This is a genomic window from Agrobacterium sp. NPDC058088, assembly GCF_042885035.1.
GTDB lineage: Bacteria > Pseudomonadota > Alphaproteobacteria > Rhizobiales > Rhizobiaceae > Agrobacterium.
In genome coordinates this window covers 82,890-104,248 of the sequence record NZ_JBHVSU010000007.1, presented here as the reverse complement: position 1 = coordinate 104,248, position 21,359 = coordinate 82,890, and the positions used below count along the sequence as shown (strand labels likewise).

Here is a 21,359-nt window from a genome sequence, read left to right as displayed (position 1 = left end):
CCTCAGGAAAGCCAGGAAGGAAGACGGGAAACAGCACGGCCGGTCAGCGCGCTGTCGACGCAATCGGCAAGGCTGCCGAAACGCACCGCGCGGCCGCTCAGACCGGGACCGTAATGGGCGTATTTGCCGGAATTGGTCATGAGCGCACGGGTCTTTGTCGGAAAGACCGGCTCGGAAATCGAACACCAGCAGAGATCAGGCAGCACCTGTACGCCGCTGTCCTTCAATTTCTGCAGCGTGCCGTCCTGCACAGCCGCATCGATGATTTGCTGACCGGCGGTGACGATGACGGCGACATCCGTATGGCGTTTGCGGCCGTTGAACGCGGCGGCAAGGGCGCGGCACTCTTCCAGCGAGGCGTGAGGGCTGCCGATGGCAACGAGCTGCACCTCCTCCGGCCCCTCGTTCAGAAGCGACCAGCCGGCGGCCATATCGGCGAGCGAAATGGTCACGGTTTCGGCGGTTTCGAGCCGCGCAAGCTCCGCTTCCGGTGTCACGCCCTCGATATGCAGCATGGGCGAGGCGGAGGTGGTGCCAAAGGCGGCGCAAAGCGCTTTCAGATCATCCCGCGAGGGCTTTGCGGAACCGAGGCCTCGTAGTAGCGGAATGCAATCCGGCGCGGCCTTGCCGGCGAGATAGCCGACGAGCGGCCAGAAGGCGTCATCGATGCCAGCTGGCAAGGCCACATCGATGATCCGCAGCGGCCGGCGGTTTTCTTCGAGATACACCCCGGAAAGCGGCGCCCTGCCCGTCATCGCAATGCAGAGATCGAGAAAATCCGGGTGCTTTGCGGTGCGGGCACCGAGCACCGTATTGGCGAAGATCACCGCATTCGATTCGGCCCAGCCAATCGATTCGCCGGCACTCGGCGCGCTATCGAGCAGGTAAGGCGAACACGTGAAGGTGGGACGACAGCCCATGCGCACATAGGCATCCGCCAGCCTTGCGGCCGGATCGCCGAAATCCTCCGGCACGCCCTGCGCCCGCCAATTCGCCTTGTCCACCGAAATGGCGTTCATGGTCGTCGGCACCCGCACGTTGCCGCCCATGTCAGCCATTTTTTCCGCAAAGGTTAGGTTGGCGGGGCTGGCATAGATACAGCCATCGATATGACCCTGCGTCACATCGACAAGCGTCGACGCCCCCTGCTGGGCGGCCATGGCGACGATGATGCGCATGGCCTGCCGCGCGGCAATGCCGTCGCGCCCTTCCAGCATTGCGCCATCCTCGTCCTTCAGGTCGAGATGGGCCGTCGCCGGCGGCGCGATGGCAAGCGAGATACCGTCGGCCTCAATGGTGCTCTCATTGATGCTGACATGCGCAGCACGCGAAAAGCGGGCAAAATTATCCGCATCGAGACGGACGACCGGCAGAGCCCTGTCGAACATTTCCGCCGCAACGAGGGCACCCAGCGTCAGGACGTCTTCAGCCTCGCAGAAAACCAGCGCCGAGGGCGCACGGCCGGTGAGGATAAGATCCAGCAGAACGCCCGAACCGGTGCATGAGCCGCGGCTGGTCGGCATGAACAGCACGCCGCCGGTGAGACAGACGCCATGCAACGGGTGGTGAACGTCGATCACCTTGCCGGTGGCAGGATCGACCCCGCCCCAGAAGCTCAGCGCTTCGGTCGAGGCAATCACGGGACCCTCGGCGGCTCCGGCCAGAATGCTGCGAGCTTCAGGAACGGCAGAAAACATCGAAAACCTCCCCAAAGCATTTCCGTCAAAACCGCATAGCGGTTCTACGCCCGGTAAATGCTTGAAAAACAGAGCCAAGAGTTTTTGCGTTTCGGAGAAAAGCCAAAACTCTCTAGAAACGTTGCGGCGAAAATGCCCCTGTATCGATGGCGGGCTTTTGCCCCGTCAGAAGATCAGCGACGATGCGCGCCGTGCCCGCAGATTGCGTCAGCCCCAGATGCCCATGGCCGAAAGCATAAACCACTCGTGCCGTGTACCGCGCTTGCCCGATGGCCGGCAGGCTGTCCGGCAACGAGGGGCGAAAGCCCATCCACTGCTTGCCGCCTTCGGTTTTCAGGCCCGGCAGGAAGGCCTTCGCCTTGGTCAAAAGCGCCTCGGAACGGGCAAAATTGGCCGGAAGCTCCAGCCCGCCGAGCTCCACGGCACCGCCAACGCGGATACCGGAGGAAAGGCGGGTAACGACAAAACCATGGCCGCCGAAAGTCACCTGCGTGCGCAGATCGAAGGCGCCAGACGGCAGGGTTGTATTATACCCCCGTTCGGTTTCGAGCGGAATTTTTTCCCCGAGCGAACGGGCGATGCGATGTGAAAAGGCGCCGGCTGCCAGTACCACCTTGGCGGCCCTGCGGGTGCGGCCGTCATGGCTCACCACCTCGACACCGTCTTCAAGCGGTCGAAGCGAAGCGATATCGAGGCATTCGATACGGCCGCCGATGGTGCGGAAATGGTCGGCCAGCGCCAGCGTATAAAGCTTGGGATCGGCGATGGAATACCAGCCGGGCGTAAAGGTCCCGCAAGTAAAACGCGGCGCGATGCCGGGCTGTATCTCGGCCATTTGTTCGGCATTCAGATGCCGGAACTCGATGCCGTGACGTTCGCGCGCCTTCCAGCCAGCAAGCGAGCCTTCGAATTCCGCCTCGCTTTCATAGACCTGAAGGTTCCCCTCCTTGCGCAGCATCGCAATCGTGTCCGTCTTTTTGAGGAACGGCTCCAGCTCTGCCTTGGAAAGGTCCATCAGCGCCGTCTGGGCGGCGGTGGAGTGTTCGACTTTCGATGCCGCGCAGGCCCGCCAGAACCGGAACATCCACGGCGCGATCTTCAGCGCATAGGCCGGCGGCACGCTGAGCGGACCCAGCGGATCGATGAGCCATTTCGGCGCTTTCCAGAGAATGCCGGGCGATGCAAGCGGCAGGATATCGGTGAAAGCGAAAGCGCCGGCATTGCCGGCCGAAGCCCCCGCCGCCGGTCCTTCGCGGTCGATAGCGGTAACCGAAAGACCGCGGCCCTGCGCCGCGATTGCCGCCGAGAGGCCGACAACGCCGGCCCCGATGACGATGACATCATTCGCAGGCATTACCGCACGCTCGCCAGGAACTTCTGCGTTTCAGGATGCTGCGGCGCGCCAAAGAGCTGATCCGGCGTGCCGATCTCAGCCATTACGCCCTGATGGAAGAAGGCGACGCGGTTCGAGACATCACGGGCGAAGGCCATTTCGTGCGTGACGCAAATCATCGTCATGCCCTCATCCGCCAGCATCTTCAGTGTGTCGAGCACTTCGCCCACCAGCATCGGATCGAGCGCGGAGGTGACTTCGTCGAACAGCATATATTCCGGCGACATGGCGAGCGCGCGGGCAATCGCCATACGCTGCTGCTGGCCGCCGGACATGCGGTTCGGGTAGACCTTCAGCTTTTCGGCAAGGCCCACATGGGTCAATTGCTTCACCGCGATTTCCTCGGCCTGCTCCTTCGAGATACCGAGCACCTTGCGGGGTGCGAGCATGACGTTTTCAAGCACCGTCAGATGCGGGAAAGCGTTCCATTGCTGGAAGACGATGCCGACCTTGCGGCGCAGCTTGTTGAGGTCAGTCGATTTGGCATGCACCTCGGTGCCGTCGATGACGATCTTGCCGCTGTCGATGGGCTCAAGGCCGTTGATGCAGGTGAGCAGGGTCGACTTGCCGGAGCCGGAGCCACCGATGATGGTGACGACCTCGCCCTTGTTGACGGTGAGGTTGATCCCTTTCAGAACCTCCAGCGGGCCGAAGGATTTGCGGACGTTTTCGATCTCAATCATTGGGGGACCACCGTCTTTCGAGATACCCGCCGAAACGGGCGATGGGGAAGCTGATAAGGAAGTAGATGGCGCCGCAGATCATCAGAATGGTCAGCGGTTCCTGCAGGCGGGTAACGAGGATCTGCGAGGCGCGCAGAAGCTCGATGAGGCCGAGCCACAAAACAAGCGCGGAATCCTTCATCACACCCAGCGTCAGACCGATCCACGCCGGCAATGACACACGCGTGGCGAGCGGTAGAACGATGTAACGCATGTCCTGTGACCAGGTCATGCCGAGCGACCGGCAGGCGCGGCGGGTGTTCGACGGCACCGCTTCGATGCCGCCACGCACGATTTCCGTGCAATAGGCCGCGGTATAGAGCGACAGAACCACGCAGGAGGTGGTGAAGGGTGGCCAGCCGAGCTTGGCGATCGACTGGAAGGCATTGCCGAGAACCAGCTGGATGAGCAGTGGTACGGAACGGAAAATATCCAGAATGAAAGTCAGCGGCAGCGACCAATAAGGTCCGAACTGGAAACGGATGACGCCGAAGATGATCCCCATAATGGTGCCTGCCGTGACGGCAACAGCGGTGACGGCAAGCGTCATGCCGGCACCCTTGGCCAGGAAGGCGAGATCACTCCAGGTGAGAGCGGTTTCAAACATGGCTCACCTCTCTCAGTAACGAAACAGACGCGCGGCCAGCAATCGGGCGGCGAGCGTGACGATCTTGGCGATCACATAATAGATGACCGCGGCAAGCGCGAAGAATTCGAAGGTGCGGAACGAACGGGCGTTAAGCGCCTGGGTAACACCGGCGAGATCCGTGTTCATACCGACCGTGACACCGAGCGAGGTCATCAGGATCGCCCAGACCATCTGGTTTGTGGCGGGCAGAAACGCAACGCGCAGCATCTGCGGCAAGATGATCAGTCGGAAAGTCTGCATCGACGTCATGCCGAGCGAGCGGCCTGAACGGGTCTGCGTATCGGGAATGGCTTTCAGCGCGCCACGGAAATTCTCTGCGAGATAACCGGCATTGTTGAAGGCGATACCGACGAGAAGCGCCGTATAGGGGCTAAGGTGAATGCCGAAATTGCCAAGGCCGAAATGGGCCATGTAAATCTGGAACAGCGCCGGCGTGTTGCGGGCGATTTCCACCCAGACAGAAGCAAAGGCGCCGAGGATGCGGTTGCCGGAGAGCCGGAACAGCGTCAGCACGATGGCGAAGGTCAGGCCGATCACCATCGATAGAATGGCGATCTGCAGCGTCACCACCGCACCGTCCAGAAGCTGGGGCAAAGCCTTCAGCGCCTGATTCCAGTGGAATGTATAATTGAACATCAAGAGTCCCGCCTTTTCAGAAACGATCAACGGCGCGGTCATTTCGACCGCGCCGTTTACGAAAAGTCCTGATCAGCGATAAACGCCGTTGACGGTGAGCGAGGGAACCTCACCGCCAACCCATTTCTTGTAGAGTTCCGCGTAACGGCCGGTGCGAACCTGCTGGTTGATGAAAAGGTTCAGGTAGTTGATGAAGCCGTATTCGTCACGGTTGGTGAACAGCGAGACATAGTCGATATCATACGGTGCCTTGCCGACCACCGAGATGCCGGCGAACTTGCCGCTCTTCACCGTCGACTGCGCAACGGTCGAGGTGGAGACCGTTGCATCGATCTGGCCCTGGCTGAGCGCGAGGAACACGTCAGCCTGCGTCTGGTAAGGACGGAACTCGCCCACGCCCCATTCCTTGACAGTCTTTTCGAGAGCGATCGCTTCGAAGGTACCGGCGGTTGCGCCAACAGTCTTGCCCTTCATGTCTTCGAAGGACTTGATGCCGGACTTGTCATTGGCGGTGACAGCCATTTCGAAAGCAAAGTAAGGCACGGTCATGCCGACCGTCTTGGCGCGTTCCAGCGTATCGGAAGTCGAGGCGACGCCGACGTCGACGCGACCGGACATCAGCGCCGGAATACGCTCGGGGAACGGGGTCTCGACGATTTCAGCCGTGACACCCAGCACCTTGGCCAGATCGTTGCAATAATCGACGTCAAAGCCGATCGGATTATTGGCGTCATCGCGCGCACCCATGGGTGGGAAGTCAAGCACGACGGCGCAACGCAGCGTGCCGGACGAGATGATGTCGTCAAGCTTGTCAGCCTTGGCCGGGGTGATAGCGGAAGTGGCGGCCAAGAGGCCGGCGAAAATGACCGATTTCTTCATTTTTGATTTGCTCCCAGAATTGGTCTGCCCTTGAAGGCGCGGTCACTATTTCCCCATGACAGCGATAAATCAATATAAAAATACAATGAGTATACAAAAAGAATTTTTGCAGGTGCGAACTGGAGAGGTTTGGTGGATGAGTTTCGCCAGTGCGCGCGGGGCCGAAACATCCCGCCCCTCATTCCTCTATGCGACACGGGAATGGATACCTCAGGCAATCTTGGTGCCTGATAGAGTGGATTTCCGTCCTCATGGAGCTTCGCAGAAAAGACAGATTGCAATACTCCCGCCTTTGTATACTTTATGTATTCAAAATGTGCGAGCCCGTATCGGAGGACTATGATGAGCGACATGACCACCTTGACCATTGAAGCACTGTTCCAGCGGGTCGAGTCGATTTTTTTGCGAGCTGGACTGAATGCCGTACAGTCGGGAGCGCTCGCACGCGTCATCACTGCCGGCGAACGGGACGCCTGCAAATCGCATGGCATTTACCGCATCGAAGGCGCGCTTCGCACCGTCAAGGCGGGCAAAGTGAAGCCAGATGCGATACCGGAGGTGGCGCAAGACGACGGCACAGCCATTGTGAAGGTCAACGCCAGGGGTGGTTTCGCCAATCCCGCCTTCGAACTCGGCTTGCCGGTTCTGGCGGAGCGCACGAAACGCCTGGGCGTTGCAGCGCTTGTCATCAATGATTGCACGCATTTTTCGGCGCTCTGGCCAGAGGTCGAGGGACTGACCTCGAACGGGCTGGCCGGGCTGGTGATGTGCCCGAGTTACTCCACCGTCGCACCAACCGGCGGAACCAGACCACTGCTTGGCACCAACCCCTTTGCCTTCGGCTGGCCACGCAAGGGCGCGTCGCCCTACGTCTTTGATTTCGCGACATCCGTTGCCGCGCGCGGTGAGATAGAACTGCACCGACGCGCTGGAAAATCTTTGCCTGAAGGCTGGGCCGTGGATGTTGAAGGCAACCCGACCACCGACCCGGAGGCGGCGCTGGCCGGCGCCATGCTGCCCTTTGGCGGTCATAAGGGTTCGGCCATCGGCACCATGATTGAGCTTCTCGCCGGCATTATGATCGGCGATCTCACCAGCCCCGAAGTGCTCGATTATCTCGGCACCACGACGCTGGCGCCTTTCCACGGCGAGTTGATCGTTGCGTTCTCCCCGGAAGCCTTCGCCAAGGGGCGCCCGGGCGATCCCTTCCAGCGCGCCGAAGTGCTGTTCGATGCCATTATCGGCCAAGGCGCTCGATTGCCCTCCGGCCGTCGCTTTGCTGCCCGCGTCAAATCGGAAAGCGAAGGCATCACGCTTTCCGCTGCTGAAGTAAGCGGCCTAGACCGGCTGCTGGAGAAAGGTCTGGACGCGGTCTCCTGACCGAGTCGGAGAACAGTATACACAATGCCCGCGGCCCGGTGCAGAATTGACGGCGGAATCCGCAAACCTTTCCTCCGTCATCCTCGGGCCTGTCCCGAGGATCTGCAACGTATTGATTTATTCACCGTGATTAGAACCTCGGCACAAGGCCGAGGATGACGCCGAGAGAATATCCACTCTTCATCACCAACTTCGTGGGGATTTTAGCCGGCAGAAAATTTAAACCGTGCAGCCGTGGGACAAGTCCGGGGATGACGTCGAAGCCAAGAAACGCTCGAACCTCATAAATGCAAAAAAGGCCCGCAGTCGCGGGCCTTTCGTTTTCACGTCAGCGACTGTTCAGGCAGCCTTGCAGGTCTGCACTGCGCCCGGCAGCTTGCTCCAGTCGGCATACCAGCTGTTGAAGAGCTTGAACTGCGCTTCGACATAACCGCGCTGGCTGTCCGTCAGGGCATCGGTTTCGTTGAAGTGCAGCGTGTATTCCTTTTCGCCCTTCAGCACCATCATATGCTTGAAGTAAAGAACCAGATCCGGGCCTTCATCGAAGGAGGAGAGCACGGCGAGCGCCTGTTCCAGCTCGAGCGCGCGGGCGCGGGCATCCGCATCACCCTTGGCGGCCGCCTGGGACAGCTTGCAGAGATGAATGACTTCTTTCGGAAGGACATTGCCAATACCGGTGATAGCGCCGGTTGCGCCGCAATTGACGAAGCCGTGGAAAACGGCGGTATCGACGCCAATCATCAGGGTCACATCGTCATCACGGCTGGTGATGTTTTCAGCGGCATAACGCATATCGGCAGGGCCGCCGAATTCCTTGAAGCCGACGAGGTTCTTGTGTTCGGCGCGCAGCGCGAAGAAGAGATCGGCGCGGGTCGCAAAACCATAATAGGGGCTGTTGTAGATGACGGCAGGGATTTCCGGCGCAGCCGAGAGGATCGCCTTGAAGTGAGCCTTCTGGGCAGCGATCACCGAACCGCGCGACAGAACACGAGGAATGACCATCAGCCCCTTGGCGCCAACCTTCTGGGCGTGGGCGGCATGGGCAACGGCAGACGCCGTGTTGACCGCACCCGTGCCGACGATAACCGGAATGCCAGCCTTCACCAGGCGCTCGACGCCTTCCATGCGCTGCTCGTCCGTCAGGAGCGGCCAGTCGCCCATGGAGCCGCAATAAACGACCGCGGACATGCCATCGGCGATCAGTTCCTTGCCCTTGCGAACAAGCGCATCGAAATCGGGGGTGCGATCATCCTTGCAGGGCGTCATCAAGGCGGGAATCACGCCGGAAAAAATGCTGGCCGTCATTACTAGCTCCTAAGGGACATGTTTTTTCGGGAATGGACGCACGTCCGCGCCACCCTTTCGAGAGGGACATTACTATCTTGTATTTTATTTGTCGACAAGAAATCGACAAGCTAAAGATTTATTTCCAGCCGCTCGTTTCGCACCAGCAGTTTCTGCACCTGCCGCACGATCTGTTCGGCGTGCTCCCGCGCCAGCCTTTCGGAAAGAGCGATATCGCGCGCGGCAATGGCCGCTATCATCTCTTCATGGTCATCGACGAAGCGCTTGGGTAGACGATCATCATAGGACTGGTAATAAAGCCGGAGGATGCGTCGCCCCTCGTCCAGCAGCCGCTTGAACAGGCTGGTAAAATAGGGATTCCGTCCGGCCTCGGCGATGGAGAGGTGAAGGGCGGCATTGGTGGAAATCATCGCCAGCGCGTCCTGCTCCTCAACCGCGATGGCGAATTCCGCATTATGGGCGCGGATGCCGGCCAGATCTTCCGGACGGTGATATTGCGCGGCAAGCTGGGTCGTTACCCGGTACATCAAGACCAGCGCATCGAAATAGGTGTGCATGTTGAGGAAATCGATATTCGACACCATGGTCGAGCGGTTCGGCAACGTATCGATCAGCCCCTCGCCCGAAAGCCGCACCAGCGCCTCACGGATCGGCGTACGCGACATCTTGAATCGTTCGGCAAGCTGCACCTCATCGATGGGACTGCCGGGCGGCAGCACCAGATCGAGAATCTCGTCGCGCAGCAGGTCATAGACCATCTTCACGCCGGAACCGCGTTTGCGCTCGGCAGAAGCAATTACATCCGTCATCATCAAATCCCTCTTGTCGACATAAAGAGTACTATTATATTTTTTCGTTATCAACGACGCGTTGCAGCACTGCCTTCCCGAATGGCGGAATAATTGTTCAAAAACAACAAAAAGCCGTCGCGAAAATTACCCGCGACGGCTTTTAATCGTTCAATTTGTGGCGTGGGCGCCAGCGTCCTAAGCAGACATTAGTTGCGCAGGCCCGTGGCTACGACGGAAATCTTGAAAGCGCCATCCAGCGTCGGATCGAAGGAAGCGCCCATCACCACGTCGGTCTCCTCGCTTACAGCTTCGCGCACCAGCGTCATCGCCTCGTCAATTTCATACAGTGTTAGATCGTTGCCGCCCGAAATGGAGACCAGAGCACCTCTTGCCTCCTTCAATGAGGGTTCGCCGAGCAGCGGATTGGCGATGGCTGCCGCTGCCGCTTCCGAGGCACGTTTCGGGCCCTTGGCCTGCGCCGTACCCATAAGCGCGCGTCCGCCATTCTTCATGACATAACGCACGTCGGCAAAATCGAGATTGACGAGGCCTTCGCGCAGAATGAGATCAGTGATGCAGCGCACCCCAAGCGACAGAACCTTGTCGGCGGTCTTCAGCGCATTTTCGAAGGTGGTGCCAGCATCGGCGATACGCAGCAGGTTCTGGTTGGGAATAACGATAACGGTATCGGCAGTGTTGAGCAGGTTGGCGAAGCCATATTCGGCCGCCCGCATACGCCGTGCACCCTCGAAGCTGAACGGAAGCGTGACGACACCGACGGTGAGGATGTTCTTTGCACGGCAGGCTTCGGCGATAACGGGCGCCGCACCCGTGCCCGTGCCGCCGCCCATGCCGGCGGTGATGAAGCACATGTCGTAACCGCTTAAGTGATCCATGATCTCATCAAGCGAATCGATCGCCGCCTGACGGCCGACCTCGGGATCGGCGCCCGCACCCAGGCCACCGGTCAACTCGGAACTCAACTGCACGAGCCGCGGCGCATTGGTTTTCTTCAGCGCCTGCGCATCCGTGTTGGCGGCAATGAAATCCACTCCGCTAATGCCCTCGGCAATCATGTTGTTGATCGCATTGCCGCCACCGCCACCGACGCCGACGACGGCGATATTGGGCGTGTTGCGGGCAATGGTGGCGCGCGGAGACTGGGTCATCGTCTTATTCTCTTTCTTAACTCATAGGGTCCGGCGCCGTTTTTGATTGCGGCACGCGAATGGTCAGCAAGGTCGCAGCACCTCTATCCTGACAGGAAAAGAAGGCTGTAACGCTTTGAATTTTCATGCCAGCCTATTGCGCCAGAATGACGAAAGACTGGCGTTCCAGGGGGCGAAATATGCTCCACGGTGACGTTCTCCGACCCCTTACCCGGATGAAAACCGAACCGAATCAACTGCTTCGCTATTCAGTGGTGATAGCCGAAAAGGCACGCCGTTTACACTCCATTCACTATGTTTATCTCACTTTGGAACGAGTTGCGCCGACAGGTGTTTGCCTGCCGACAGCGCCCCATGAGCGCACGGAATGGAGACAGGCAATGTTGGCGGACGTCTTGCAGAGAGAAACGGGTTACAGCACGCAACAACCACGCGTCCTGATCGTGGAAGACGAATTTCTGATTGCCATGGATATTGAAGATTCCATCATGCAGGCAGAAGATGAGGCCAACGTTATCGGCATTGCCAACCGCTTGGAGGACGCCATCGCGCTGGGCCGCAGCGCCGATGTAGCTTTTGTTGACGTCAATCTGGCAGACGGCCAAACCGGTCCTGAGATCGGCCGCAGACTTTCTGAAAGCGGTGTGGTCGTCATTTTTATGACGGCCAACCCGGAGGTCGTTGTTAATCTTGGCGTCGGGGCGGGTGTTATCTCAAAGCCCGTGCCACAGGACGCCGTCGAACAGTGCCTCGCTTATGCCATCGCAAAACGCGCCGGCACCCATGCAGTGACCCCGATCGGCATGATGCCCTTCGAGTGACACCCTCGTCCTTAGAAAAAGCGCTTAAAACAAAAAAGCCTGCCGCGGGAGGAGGTGCGGCAGGCTTTCTGAAAAGATGAACAGCGATATGGGAGGAGGAAAACCGCTGTCCCCGGGGCAATCCTTTGGGAGGAGGAGTAGGATCACCCGCATTACCGAAAGGATGTGGGAGGAGGTACATCCGTTTCGATGATTGGAAGATAACATTTTTCCGCGCGTTTCACAGGCACAAGGTTGCAGCACAGATATGCGCCTTACGCATGGCAATTTTCTCCCTCGAAAATCCGATGCAGCATCGCCGCAAGGCCGCGCGATCTAGGCGGCGAGACCTTAGCCTGCGGACAGGTGAAAACTCCCCCGCGCGATCAGCGGCATCGCCGAGGTGGAAAACCACGGGGGATGCCAAAAAGCAAAAACGCCCGCTAAGCGGGCGTTGAAGCATTCATAAGCGGCGATATCGCCTGTATTATCTGCCGACAGCGGCGCGGGCAACGCTGTTGATCTGGCTGCGATCAATACCGAGATCGTGCAGTTCACGGGAGCTCATACGGCCCAGTTCGTTGACGGTCTGACGATATTTGCGCCAATTGTTAAAGCTGCGTGCTACGTTCATGACATGACCCTTTCTGAGGTTTAGGTGACGTCAGCAACGTTTTCGTTCCGGCGTCGTTTGATGTCCCGTATATGCGCTTTTCGATGACGAATTAACAGGCAGAATAAGTCATTGCACCCATGCGTTGGGCGCAAGGGTTCCAGTTTAGCTCTTCTTGGAAAATGACAGGCGGCTGAAAATTCAGCCACATGGAGGTGCGCCTATACGCCCCTCCCCTTAGAACTTGTAGCGCACGCCGAAGACGTTGGCGTTTGTCGCGCCCTTCATATTGCCCAATGTCTTGCCACCACCGGAGCGGTGGTGAAGGCGCCAGAAGAATTCCGTCGAGGAATCCTCGCTGAAGGAGACGTTGATCTCGGGCCCGAGGTAAAACAGGACATTGGCATTGCCACCATCCTTGATTTCCTGCTCGCGTTCGCGACCCCGCTGTGCGTCCGTGACGAGGCTGAGGCCGGCGGTGAAACTCGGCGTGATGAACAGCCGCTCACCGAGCCTGATCTGCTCATAACGCGCAACCGGGCCAGCCCACACTTCACCGGTAAAGCCCTTGCCGAACCTTGCGGCAATGCCGATTTCGCCACCCAGTCTCACGCTGCCTAGACTATAGGGATAAAACTGATAACCGCCGCCCAGAATGGCATTCTTTTCGTATTCAACCGGAATGAGGGTAGCACTTTTCAGCATGTCTTCTTTCGTCAGCGCACCACCGAAACCGAATATTGCCTCGCTCGTCCCCGAAGCCATATCCTCCGATGCGAAAGATGGTGTCGCGGCCAGTGCTATCATGGCCGCCAGCGACAGACGTGCTGCGATATTCATTGTGATACTCCTGAACAAGCCCTCTTTTACCCAGCCGTCTCATAGGCATATTCCGGGAAGGCGAACATCCCGTTACCGAACACAATTAATTCAACTCGTGCGGAAATGGCGTAAAACCGGCTTTTCTCCAGCCGTTCAGCGCAGGAACCGCCGGAAGCGACGAAGCGCAAAAATGAAGAGCGCCGAGCCAATGGCGAGCAGAGCCAGCAATTGCGGCCAGACCACATCCAGCCCCGCACCCCTGAAAAGCACCGACTGCGCCAGAATGACGAAATGCGTGTTGGGCGCGAGCAGCATGATGTACTGGATGATGTCAGGCATGCTTTCACGCGGCGTCATGGCGCCCGAGAGCACCTGCAGCGGCAGCAGGAACAGGATCAGCAACATGCCGAATTGCGGCATGGAACCGGCAACAGTCGCGAGGAAAATGCCCATTGATGTCATCGCAAAGAGCTGCAAAGCGGTTCCGAGCAGGAAAAGCGAGAGCGAGCCTTCGATTGGAATGGCGAGCAGCCCCCTGACGACAACAAAAAGGGAAAATGCCGAGGCTACCAGCACAACAAGGCCCATGGACCAAACCTTGCTGAGCATGATTTCCAGCGGCGTGACCGGCATGACCAACAGATGCTCGACCGTGCCGTGCTCGCGCTCACGAATGAGCGCCGCTCCCGTCAGCACGATCGACAGCATGGTGATGGCGGTGATGATGTTATTGATCGAGCCGAACCAGGATTTGTCCAGCTCCGGATTGAAACGGGAGCGCAGCGTCAGTTCCACCGGCACCGAGGTCGCACCGCGATAACGGTTGATATATTCCTGAACTTCGCTCGTCACGATGCTCTGCACATAACCGCCGCCGCTGAAAGCCTGGCTCATGCGGGTGGCATCGATGTTGAGCTGGATGGCAGGCTGCTGGCCGGCCATCAGCCGACGCTGGAAATCCGGCGGGATATTGAGCGCGAAGGTATCGAGACCCGCATCCATGCGCTTGTCCATTTCGGCGATGGAAATCTGCTTCGGCGGCGCGAAATAGGGCGGATAAAATGCCGTGCTGATGCGACCGGAAAGCGGCGACTGATCCTCATCGACAATGGCGATGGCGGCATTGTTCAGCGTCTCCGGCAGAGCGCTGGAACCGGTGTATATCTGCAGCGTGAAGGCATAGACGATCAGGAGCAGCAACATGCCGTCACGCGCAAGGCCGCGCAGTTCCTTAATGCCGAGCTGGAAGATGTTGGACGAAAACAACCTCATGACGCCTGTTTCCTCAATAGAGCGGCACCGGCGATGAGCAGCAGCGGAATGGCGATGATGAGCGGCAGGAACGAGCCGGAAAGGCCGGCGAAATCCAGCCCCTTGGAGAAGGTCCCGCGCGAAATGGTCATGAAATAGCTGGCTGGATAGATGTTACCGATAAAGGCTCCTGCCCCCTGCAGCGACGAGACGGGATCAATCATGCCCGAATATTGCGTGGCCGGAATGAGCGTCAACAAGGCAGTGCCAAAAATCGCCGCGATCTGGCTCTTCATGAAGGAAGACATGACAAGACCGATGGATGTGGCGATGATGACGAAAAGCAACGCACCCGTCGCATAGGCGAGATAACTGCCGGTAAACGGCACCCGGAAGATGAAGATCGAAAAGGCGGTCAACAGAAGGAAATTGAGCATTCCGAGCGCCACATAAGGAAGCTGCTTGCCGATCAGGAATTCCAGTCGCGTGGTCGGCGTCACATAAAGATTGACGATGGAGCCAAGCTCCTTTTCCCGCACCACGCTGAGCGCCGCCAGCATGGCCGGAATGAGCATCAGCAGCAGCGGAATGACCGCCGGCACCATGGCGACGAGGCTTTTGACGTCAGGGTTATAACGATAGCGTGTTTCGATGCTGAAACTGCTTTGCGTCGCCGCGCTACCGTAGATTTCACTCGCCTTGCGCGCCAGCCATGTCTGGTGCATGCCCTGCACGTAACCGCGCACGGTCTCCGCCCGCTGCGGCATGGCGCCGTCTATCCAGGCGCCAACCTCCACCGTCGCGCCGCGCAGGACATCGCGGCCGAAACCGGGGGGAATTTCGATGGCAAGGCTGAGTTCCCCGTCACGCATCCGCCGGTCCATATCGGCATAGTCGCGGATCGGTTCCTTCTCGATGAAATAACGGGAACCGGCAATATCGAGCACATAATCGCGGCTGATGGTAGAATCGTCGCGGTCCAGCACCGCGAAGGTCAGGTCTTCGACATCGAGATTGATGCCGTATCCGATGACGAACATCAGGATGACGCTGCCAAGCACCGCGAGCGTGCCGCGAATGGGATCGCGCTGCAGTTCCAGCGCCTCGCGGCGCGTATAGCTGAACATGCGTCTGAAATCGAAGAACCTCTTGCGGGCGGGCGCAATGTGCTGCGTCGGGGGCAACGCCGCTGCCGCCACGGGCGCTGCTGCAAGATCAGCCTTCTTCACACCCGAGGCATCCTCGAGATAGGCGACGAAAGCCTCCTCCAGCGTTGCGGCATTCCGGCTTCTGGTAATCGCGTCAGGCGTATCGCTGATAAGGACCTTACCGGCATGCATCAGCGAAATACGGTCGCAGCGCTCCGCCTCGTTCATGAAATGGGTGGAGATGAAGATGGTGACATTGTCGTTGCGGGAGAGATCGGCAAGGATTTGCCAGAACCCGTCTCGCGCCACCGGGTCGACACCGGAGGTCGGCTCATCGAGAATGAGAATATCGGGCGAATGGATCATCGCTACCGCAAGCGACAGTCTTTGCCTGATGCCGAGCGGCAAGTCGTCCGGCAGCGTCTCCATGACTGCGCCGAGATCGAAACGCTCCGCCATTTCGGCGATACGCGGCTCAATTTTCTCCTCCGGCAGCTTGAACAGCCGTGCATGAAGATCGAGGTTCTGACGAACCGTGAGTTCGGAATAGAGCGAGAAGGCCTGGCTCATATAACCGACGCGGTGGCGGATCGCCATGTCGCTGGCATCCACTTTCTGACCAAAGAGTTTCGCCTCACCTTCACTGGCAGCCAGAAGCCCGGTCAGCATCTTCATCGTGGTAGATTTTCCGCAACCGTTCGAACCAAGAAAGCCGAAAATCTCGCCGCGCGGAATCTTGAAGCTAACATTGTCGACTGCAGTAAAGTCGCCGAAGCGCATACTAAGATGTGAGGCCTCGATGGCGTAATCGCCCTCGCCGGTCATCTTGCGGGGCTCAATCTGCACCTCCCGGTAACCCTTGCGTTTCTCCTCTGGCAGAAGCGCTATGAAGGCCGCATCAAGATTGGCGGCAGCGGTGCGTTGCAGCAGCTCGGCGGGCGAACCGGTGGCAAGGATCTTGCCGCCATCCATGGCAACCAGCCAGTCGAAACCGGCGGCCTCTTCCATATAGGCCGTCGCGACAATCACACTCATACCCGGGCGACCGGCGCGAATGGAATCGATCAGCTCCCAGAACTGCCGGCGCGACAGCGGATCGACCCCTGTGGTCGGTTCATCGAGGATAAGCAGGTCCGGATCGTGGATCAGCGCACAGCAGAGTCCGAGCTTCTGCTTCATGCCGCCGGAAAGCTTCATGGCCGGACGGTCGGCGAAAGGTTCGAGACCAGTGCGATCAAGCAACTCGGCAATACGTGCCCGTCGCTCCCTGCCATCCTGTCCGAACAGCCTACCGAAAAAGTCGATATTTTCGAAGACGGACAGGGTTGGGTAAAGGTTCTTGCCGAGGCCCTGCGGCATATAGGCGATGCGCGGGCAGGTATCGTCGCGGTGGCGCGGATCTGACATGTCGCCACCCAGGACCTCCACCTTGCCCTTCTGTATGGCGCGTGCGCCGGAAACAAGAGAAAGCAGGCTGGATTTGCCAACACCGTCAGGCCCGATAAGGCCTATCATCCGTCCGGCTGGAACTTCGACCGATATGTCGGCCAGCGCCATCGTGCTGCCGAAAGTCAGCCGTACATCCGCCAACCGTGCGACCGGCGTGCCAGGATCGTTTTTGGTGCTCGTCGCGGAGGGCGTGACCATTGCGGCCGCCGTCACTTTACAAGATTGCGTTCGAGGATTTCCGGCCAGGCGGCGTTCGGATCAAGCCGGACATAGGCCATACCGGGAAGGCCGGTTTTGACATACTGAATATATTTCTGCAGCAGCTCCTGCGGGATTTGTGCGCGCACCCGGAAGGTGAGCTTCTGGCGCTCCTCCTCGGTTTCAACCGTTTTCGGCGTGAATTGCGCCACATCGGCGACAAAGGAAACCTTTGCCGGAATGGTATATTGCGGTGCGGCGTCCAGTATCAGGCGCACATCCGAGCCCATGGAGGTGCGACCTGCCTCGGCCGTCGGAAGAAAGAACGTCATATAGACATCGCCGAGATCAACGAGGTTGAGAACACGTCCACCGGCCGAGAGCACTTCGCCGGGCTGGGCTATACGATATTGCACCCGGCCATCGCGGGGCGATTTCAGTGTCGCATCGGCAATGTCTGTCTCGATGCTCTCAATATCGGCCTGCGCGGCATCGACCGCCGCCTCGGCATCAACAATCTGCGCCTTGGCGGCGTTTATAGCCGCATCCGAGGCGGCAAGCGAGGCCTGTGCCGAGGCAAGCGTGGCGCGGGCGGATTGCTCAGCCGCTTCGCTGTCATCAACGATCTGCTGCGATACGGCGTTACCGGTCAGCAGCTGTTTCGAGCGCGCATAGGTCTTGGATGCCGAATCGAGCTGCGCCTTGCGCTGCTCCACCACAGCAAGCGCCGAAGTGTTTTCTGCCTCCCGCTGGGCAACAAGGCTGTGGGCCGTATCGATCGCGATTTTTGCGCGCCGAAGCTGGGCTTCCGCCTGCCGCTTTTTGGCCTCCAGCTGGGACGTATCCATCTGGGCAAGCACCTGCCCGGCCTTCACGAAATCGCCTTCGCGCACCATGATGTCCTGAAGGCGGCCGGCGGTCTTGGTGGAGATATCAATCTCGACCGCCTCTATCCGGCCGTTACTGGCCACGAAACCGGAAGGCAGCCCCTCACCTTTCAGCTTCGACCAGGCAAAGTAAGCGGCAATGGCAACAACCAGAACCAACAGACCAATAAGCAAGCCTTTTTTTGACATCCGTCTTCCCCATGAACCCCTCGGATTTCAACCCTAATACGTATAATCCGAAGAAGCCAGCCACCTTTACGTTCACAATTCGTACCTGATATTTCCCATATTCAACGAGAGAAAGTCCGGTACTGGAGCCTTCTTAGGTTAGGAATCGCGGCGTGGCTTTGACACATGTCAATTGAAGAAGGACAAAGGCCTGCTTCGTCATGCTCGGGCCTGTCCCGAGCATCTGCCAGCCACCAGTTTTTTTCAACGTGTCTGGATGCCCGGAACGAGCCCGAGGATGAAGTTTAAGTTTGTAGTGGACGGCTACCGTCGCGTCCTTATACCGCCCGCGCCCTCTTCACCTCCGCTTGCGTCCATTCCGGCAACCAGTCGCGATGGGCCACGAGAAGGTCATCCACCAGCGACCAGATCTGATCGAGATCCAGTTCCGCCGCCGTGTGCGGGTCCATCATCGCCGCGTGGAAGATGTGCTCGCGGTTTTCGGTCATCAACGCCCGTACCGTCAGTTCCTGCACATTGATGTTGGTACGCATCAAGGCGGTGAGCTGCGGCGGCAATTCGCCGATATAGGTGGGCTGCACGCCGTTATGGTCGACAAGGCACGGCACTTCCGCTGCACAATCTGTTGGCAGCGAGGTGATGCAGCCATTGTTGCGCTGGTTGCCGTAAATCACGGAAGGTTCGCCGGTCCAGACCGAGTTGATGATGGAAGATGCATATTCCTTCGACTGCTTGACTTCGATCTTGTCAGCCGACCGATAGGCCGCCGCCTGCCCCTTCCAGCGCTCGATCTGTTCGATGCAGCGCTTGGGATATTCATCGAGCGGGATGCCGAATTTCTCGATCAGGTCCTCACGGCCTTCCTTGATGAAATAGGGTGTGTATTCGGCGAAATGTTCGGAACTTTCGGTGACGAAATATCCAAGCCGCGTCAGCATCTCGTAACGCACCTTGTTGGGGCAGCGCGGGTTCCAGCCGGGTTTTGGCGCGCGACCTTCGCTGTAGGCGCGCAATAGATCGGGGTAGAGATTCTTGTAGCTCCTATCCGGCTGGCGATGTTCGAATTCCAGGAAGAAAGCCATGTGGTTAATGCCGGCAGAACGATAGCGAATGTCCTCGTAGGGTATATCGAGATCATGGGCGAGTTCCATCGCCGTGCCCTGCACGGAATGGCAAAGGCCGACCTGCCGAATCGTCGGGTATTTCTCCGCGATCGCCCAGGTGTTGATCGCCATGGGGTTTACATATTGCAGCATGATGGCGTTCGGGCAGACCGTAAGCATGTCCTCGCAAATCTTCCACAGATGCGGAACGGTGCGAAGACCGCGCATGATACCGCCGACACCGAGCGTATCCGCAATCGTCTGGCGCAGGCCATATTTGCGCGGCACCTCGAAATCGGTGACCGTGCAGGGCTCATATCCGCCGATCTGGAATGCGACGACGACGAAATCCGCACCGGTGAGTGCCTTTTTCTGGTCGGTATAGGTCTCGGCTTTCGCCTTTGCCCCCAATGTCGAAATCAGCTTGTTGACGACGATGGCGCTCTCTTCGAGCCTTTCGCGATTGATGTCCATCAACGCAATCGTGGCGCCGGAAAGGGCCGGACGCTGCAGCACATCGCCGATGATGTTCTTCATGAACACCGTGGACCCTGCGCCGATAAATGTGATCTTGGGATCTCTTGCCATGTCTACCTCCGGCATTTTGAATTCAAGCGATTTCGAAGGCGGCTCGTACAAGCCGCTGAGTATATTCTGTTTTGGGATTGGTCAGTACGTCCTCGACAGGGCCTTCTTCGACGATGCGCCCGCTTTGCATGACGATGACGCGGTGGCAAAGGGCGCGGACTACCTTCAGGTCATGCGAGATGAACAGATAACTCAGGCCCCGCTCATCCTGCAGCTTGCGCAAGAGATCGATGATCTGCGCCTGCACGGAAAGATCGAGCGCCGAGGTCGGCTCATCGAGCAGGATGAATTCCGGCTCCAGCGCCACAGCACGGGCAATGGCGATGCGCTGGCGCTGGCCGCCGGAGAATTCGTGGGGGAAACGTGAGAGGATATTGCCGGGCATGCCCGCCGCCTCCAGTGCGTCACGCACCCGGTCCAGCCTATCGGCTTTCGTTTTGCCGAGACCGTTGATGATGAGGCCTTCCTCGATGATCTGGCCAATGGTCATGCGGGGGTTGAGCGAGGCAAAGGGATCTTGAAAGACGATCTGCATGCGCGAACGCAAGGGGCGCATTTGCGCGCGGGAGCGGCCATCGACCCTTTCGCCATCAAAAATCACCTCGCCGCCCACCGGCTCGTTAAGCCGCAGCAGCGATTGCCCGAAGGTCGTCTTGCCGGAACCGGATTCACCGACAAGCCCCAGCGTCTCGTGCCGCCTCAGCGTAAGGCCGAGGCTGTCGACGGCGATCAGTTCTTTCAATTCCGGTTTGAACAGCCCGCCGTAACGCATCATGAAAGAAACGCGCACGCCGCTCGCCGTCAGCAATACGCCGGAATTTTCCGGAAGCGGCTTTGCCGTGCCATGCGGTTCGGAGGCGAGAAGCCTTTTCGTATAGGGGTGCTGCGGCGCTTCGAAGAGCTTTTCCGTGGTGTTGTGCTCACGCATCTCGCCATGCTGCATGACATAGACGTAATCGGAAAACTGCTTCACGATTGTCAGATCATGGGTGATGAGCACCACGGCCATGCCGCGCTTCTTCTGGAGATCGCGGATGAGGTTGAGGATCTGCGCCTGCACCGTCACATCGAGCGCGGTGGTTGGCTCATCGGCAATCAGCACGTCGGGATCGTTGGAGAGCGCCATGGCGATCATGACACGTTGGCGCTGGCCGCCGGAAAGCTGGTGCGGGTATTGTTTGAGCCGCGCTTCTGGTTCGGGTATCTGCACCTGCCGCAGAAGATCGAGCGCCCTCGCCTCGGCCTCTTTCCGGCTCAGTTTCGAATGAACGCGGATCGCTTCAACGATCTGGCTGCCGATCGTATAGATCGGGTTCAGCGAACTCATCGGCTCCTGAAAGATCATCGAGATGCGATTGCCGCGCAGCGCCCGGCGCTGGCGCGACGAGAATTTCAGGATGTCGTCGCCGTTGAAGCGGACGACGGCTGATTTCGAGACCGTGGCACGCTTGGTCAACAGGCCCATGACGGTGCGGGCTGTCACTGATTTTCCCGAACCGGATTCGCCGACGATGGCGATCGTCTCCCCCCTGTAAAGCTGGAAGGAAATGTCCTTCACGGCCTCCACCATTCCGTGTTCCACCTTGAAGGTTACGGCAATGTTGCGGGCATCGATGATGGCGTTATCCTGACGATCATCGGCGTCGAAGCGGATGGCGGGGGCGAAGGTGTTGTTCAGGGCAGCTACCAT

The 21,359-nt window shown here is 58.8% G+C and carries 18 protein-coding genes; 2 read left to right on the top strand and 16 right to left on the bottom strand.

Going from position 1 to position 21,359, the window contains the following annotated elements; translation table 11 throughout:
• Positions 1-2: 2 nt before the first annotated feature.
• The 6 genes from ACFVTJ_RS18395 to ACFVTJ_RS18370 form a co-directional block, all read right to left on the bottom strand.
• Positions 3-1,697, bottom strand: a complete 1,695-nt coding sequence (locus ACFVTJ_RS18395) for an aconitase X (RefSeq protein ID WP_386909822.1) — start codon at positions 1,695-1,697, stop codon at positions 3-5.
• 112 nt (positions 1,698-1,809) lie between these two features.
• The gene (locus ACFVTJ_RS18390) at positions 1,810-3,051 is read right to left on the bottom strand and encodes an NAD(P)/FAD-dependent oxidoreductase (protein ID WP_386909820.1); all 1,242 of its coding nucleotides are present in this window, start codon (positions 3,049-3,051) and stop codon (positions 1,810-1,812) included.
• Positions 3,051-3,773 (bottom strand): amino acid ABC transporter ATP-binding protein, encoded by a 723-nt coding sequence (locus ACFVTJ_RS18385; protein ID WP_065657687.1) that lies wholly within the window; start codon positions 3,771-3,773, stop codon positions 3,051-3,053. The genes ACFVTJ_RS18390 and ACFVTJ_RS18385 overlap by 1 nt, the downstream gene beginning before the upstream one ends.
• Entirely contained in the window at positions 3,766-4,419 is a 654-nt protein-coding gene (locus tag ACFVTJ_RS18380) for an amino acid ABC transporter permease (protein WP_386909818.1), read from the bottom strand. The genes ACFVTJ_RS18385 and ACFVTJ_RS18380 overlap by 8 nt, the downstream gene beginning before the upstream one ends.
• Before the next feature lie 12 nt (positions 4,420-4,431).
• The gene (locus ACFVTJ_RS18375; protein WP_386909817.1) at positions 4,432-5,097 is read right to left on the bottom strand and encodes an amino acid ABC transporter permease; all 666 of its coding nucleotides are present in this window, start codon (positions 5,095-5,097) and stop codon (positions 4,432-4,434) included.
• Positions 5,098-5,169: 72 nt separating this feature from the next.
• The gene (locus ACFVTJ_RS18370) at positions 5,170-5,976 is read right to left on the bottom strand and encodes a transporter substrate-binding domain-containing protein (protein ID WP_386909815.1); all 807 of its coding nucleotides are present in this window, start codon (positions 5,974-5,976) and stop codon (positions 5,170-5,172) included.
• 342 nt (positions 5,977-6,318) lie between these two features.
• On the opposite strand from ACFVTJ_RS18370, the gene ACFVTJ_RS18365 reads away from it, so the two are divergent.
• A complete protein-coding gene (locus tag ACFVTJ_RS18365; protein ID WP_386909813.1) occupies positions 6,319-7,356 on the top strand; it encodes an Ldh family oxidoreductase in 1,038 nt (345 codons plus the stop codon).
• Between the two features lie 339 nt (positions 7,357-7,695).
• Here ACFVTJ_RS18365 and ACFVTJ_RS18360 read toward each other — a convergent pair whose 3' ends face one another.
• The 3 genes from ACFVTJ_RS18360 to ftsZ all read right to left on the bottom strand — a co-directional run bounded on the left by ACFVTJ_RS18360 (position 7,696) and on the right by ftsZ (position 10,621).
• Positions 7,696-8,661: a dihydrodipicolinate synthase family protein gene (locus tag ACFVTJ_RS18360; protein WP_386909811.1), complete on the bottom strand. Its 966-nt coding sequence runs from the start codon at positions 8,659-8,661 to the stop codon at positions 7,696-7,698.
• A gap of 110 nt (positions 8,662-8,771) precedes the next feature.
• The gene (locus tag ACFVTJ_RS18355; RefSeq protein ID WP_386910064.1) at positions 8,772-9,470 is read right to left on the bottom strand and encodes a GntR family transcriptional regulator; all 699 of its coding nucleotides are present in this window, start codon (positions 9,468-9,470) and stop codon (positions 8,772-8,774) included.
• 188 nt (positions 9,471-9,658) lie between these two features.
• Positions 9,659-10,621 carry a cell division protein FtsZ gene (gene ftsZ, locus ACFVTJ_RS18350; protein ID WP_060725598.1) on the bottom strand — a complete coding sequence of 321 codons (963 nt, stop codon included), beginning with the start codon at positions 10,619-10,621 and terminating at the stop codon, positions 9,659-9,661.
• Between the two features lie 380 nt (positions 10,622-11,001).
• Between ftsZ and ACFVTJ_RS18345 the strand changes: the two genes are divergently transcribed.
• Positions 11,002-11,442: a response regulator gene (locus tag ACFVTJ_RS18345; protein WP_386910062.1), complete on the top strand. Its 441-nt coding sequence runs from the start codon at positions 11,002-11,004 to the stop codon at positions 11,440-11,442.
• A gap of 466 nt (positions 11,443-11,908) precedes the next feature.
• Here ACFVTJ_RS18345 and ACFVTJ_RS18340 read toward each other — a convergent pair whose 3' ends face one another.
• The 7 genes from ACFVTJ_RS18340 to ACFVTJ_RS18310 form a co-directional block, all read right to left on the bottom strand.
• Positions 11,909-12,055, bottom strand: a complete 147-nt coding sequence (locus ACFVTJ_RS18340; RefSeq protein ID WP_386909809.1) for a DUF1127 domain-containing protein — start codon at positions 12,053-12,055, stop codon at positions 11,909-11,911.
• A gap of 216 nt (positions 12,056-12,271) precedes the next feature.
• Entirely contained in the window at positions 12,272-12,874 is a 603-nt protein-coding gene (locus tag ACFVTJ_RS18335; RefSeq protein WP_386909807.1) for a hypothetical protein, read from the bottom strand.
• 135 nt (positions 12,875-13,009) lie between these two features.
• Positions 13,010-14,128, bottom strand: a complete 1,119-nt coding sequence (locus ACFVTJ_RS18330; protein WP_386909805.1) for an ABC transporter permease — start codon at positions 14,126-14,128, stop codon at positions 13,010-13,012.
• Complete coding sequence (gene rbbA, locus ACFVTJ_RS18325; protein WP_386909803.1) at positions 14,125-16,902, bottom strand: ribosome-associated ATPase/putative transporter RbbA; 2,778 nt, start codon at positions 16,900-16,902, stop codon at positions 14,125-14,127. Before rbbA ends, ACFVTJ_RS18330 begins: the two co-directional genes overlap by 4 nt.
• Positions 16,903-16,913: 11 nt before the next feature.
• Positions 16,914-17,978 carry an HlyD family secretion protein gene (locus ACFVTJ_RS18320; protein ID WP_386909801.1) on the bottom strand — a complete coding sequence of 355 codons (1,065 nt, stop codon included), beginning with the start codon at positions 17,976-17,978 and terminating at the stop codon, positions 16,914-16,916.
• Positions 17,979-18,295: 317 nt separating this feature from the next.
• The gene (locus tag ACFVTJ_RS18315; protein ID WP_386909799.1) at positions 18,296-19,669 is read right to left on the bottom strand and encodes an alpha-glucosidase/alpha-galactosidase; all 1,374 of its coding nucleotides are present in this window, start codon (positions 19,667-19,669) and stop codon (positions 18,296-18,298) included.
• Positions 19,670-19,691: 22 nt separating this feature from the next.
• On the bottom strand, positions 19,692-21,359 hold the full coding sequence (locus tag ACFVTJ_RS18310; protein WP_386909797.1) for an ABC transporter ATP-binding protein: 1,668 nt from the start codon (positions 21,357-21,359) through the stop codon (positions 19,692-19,694).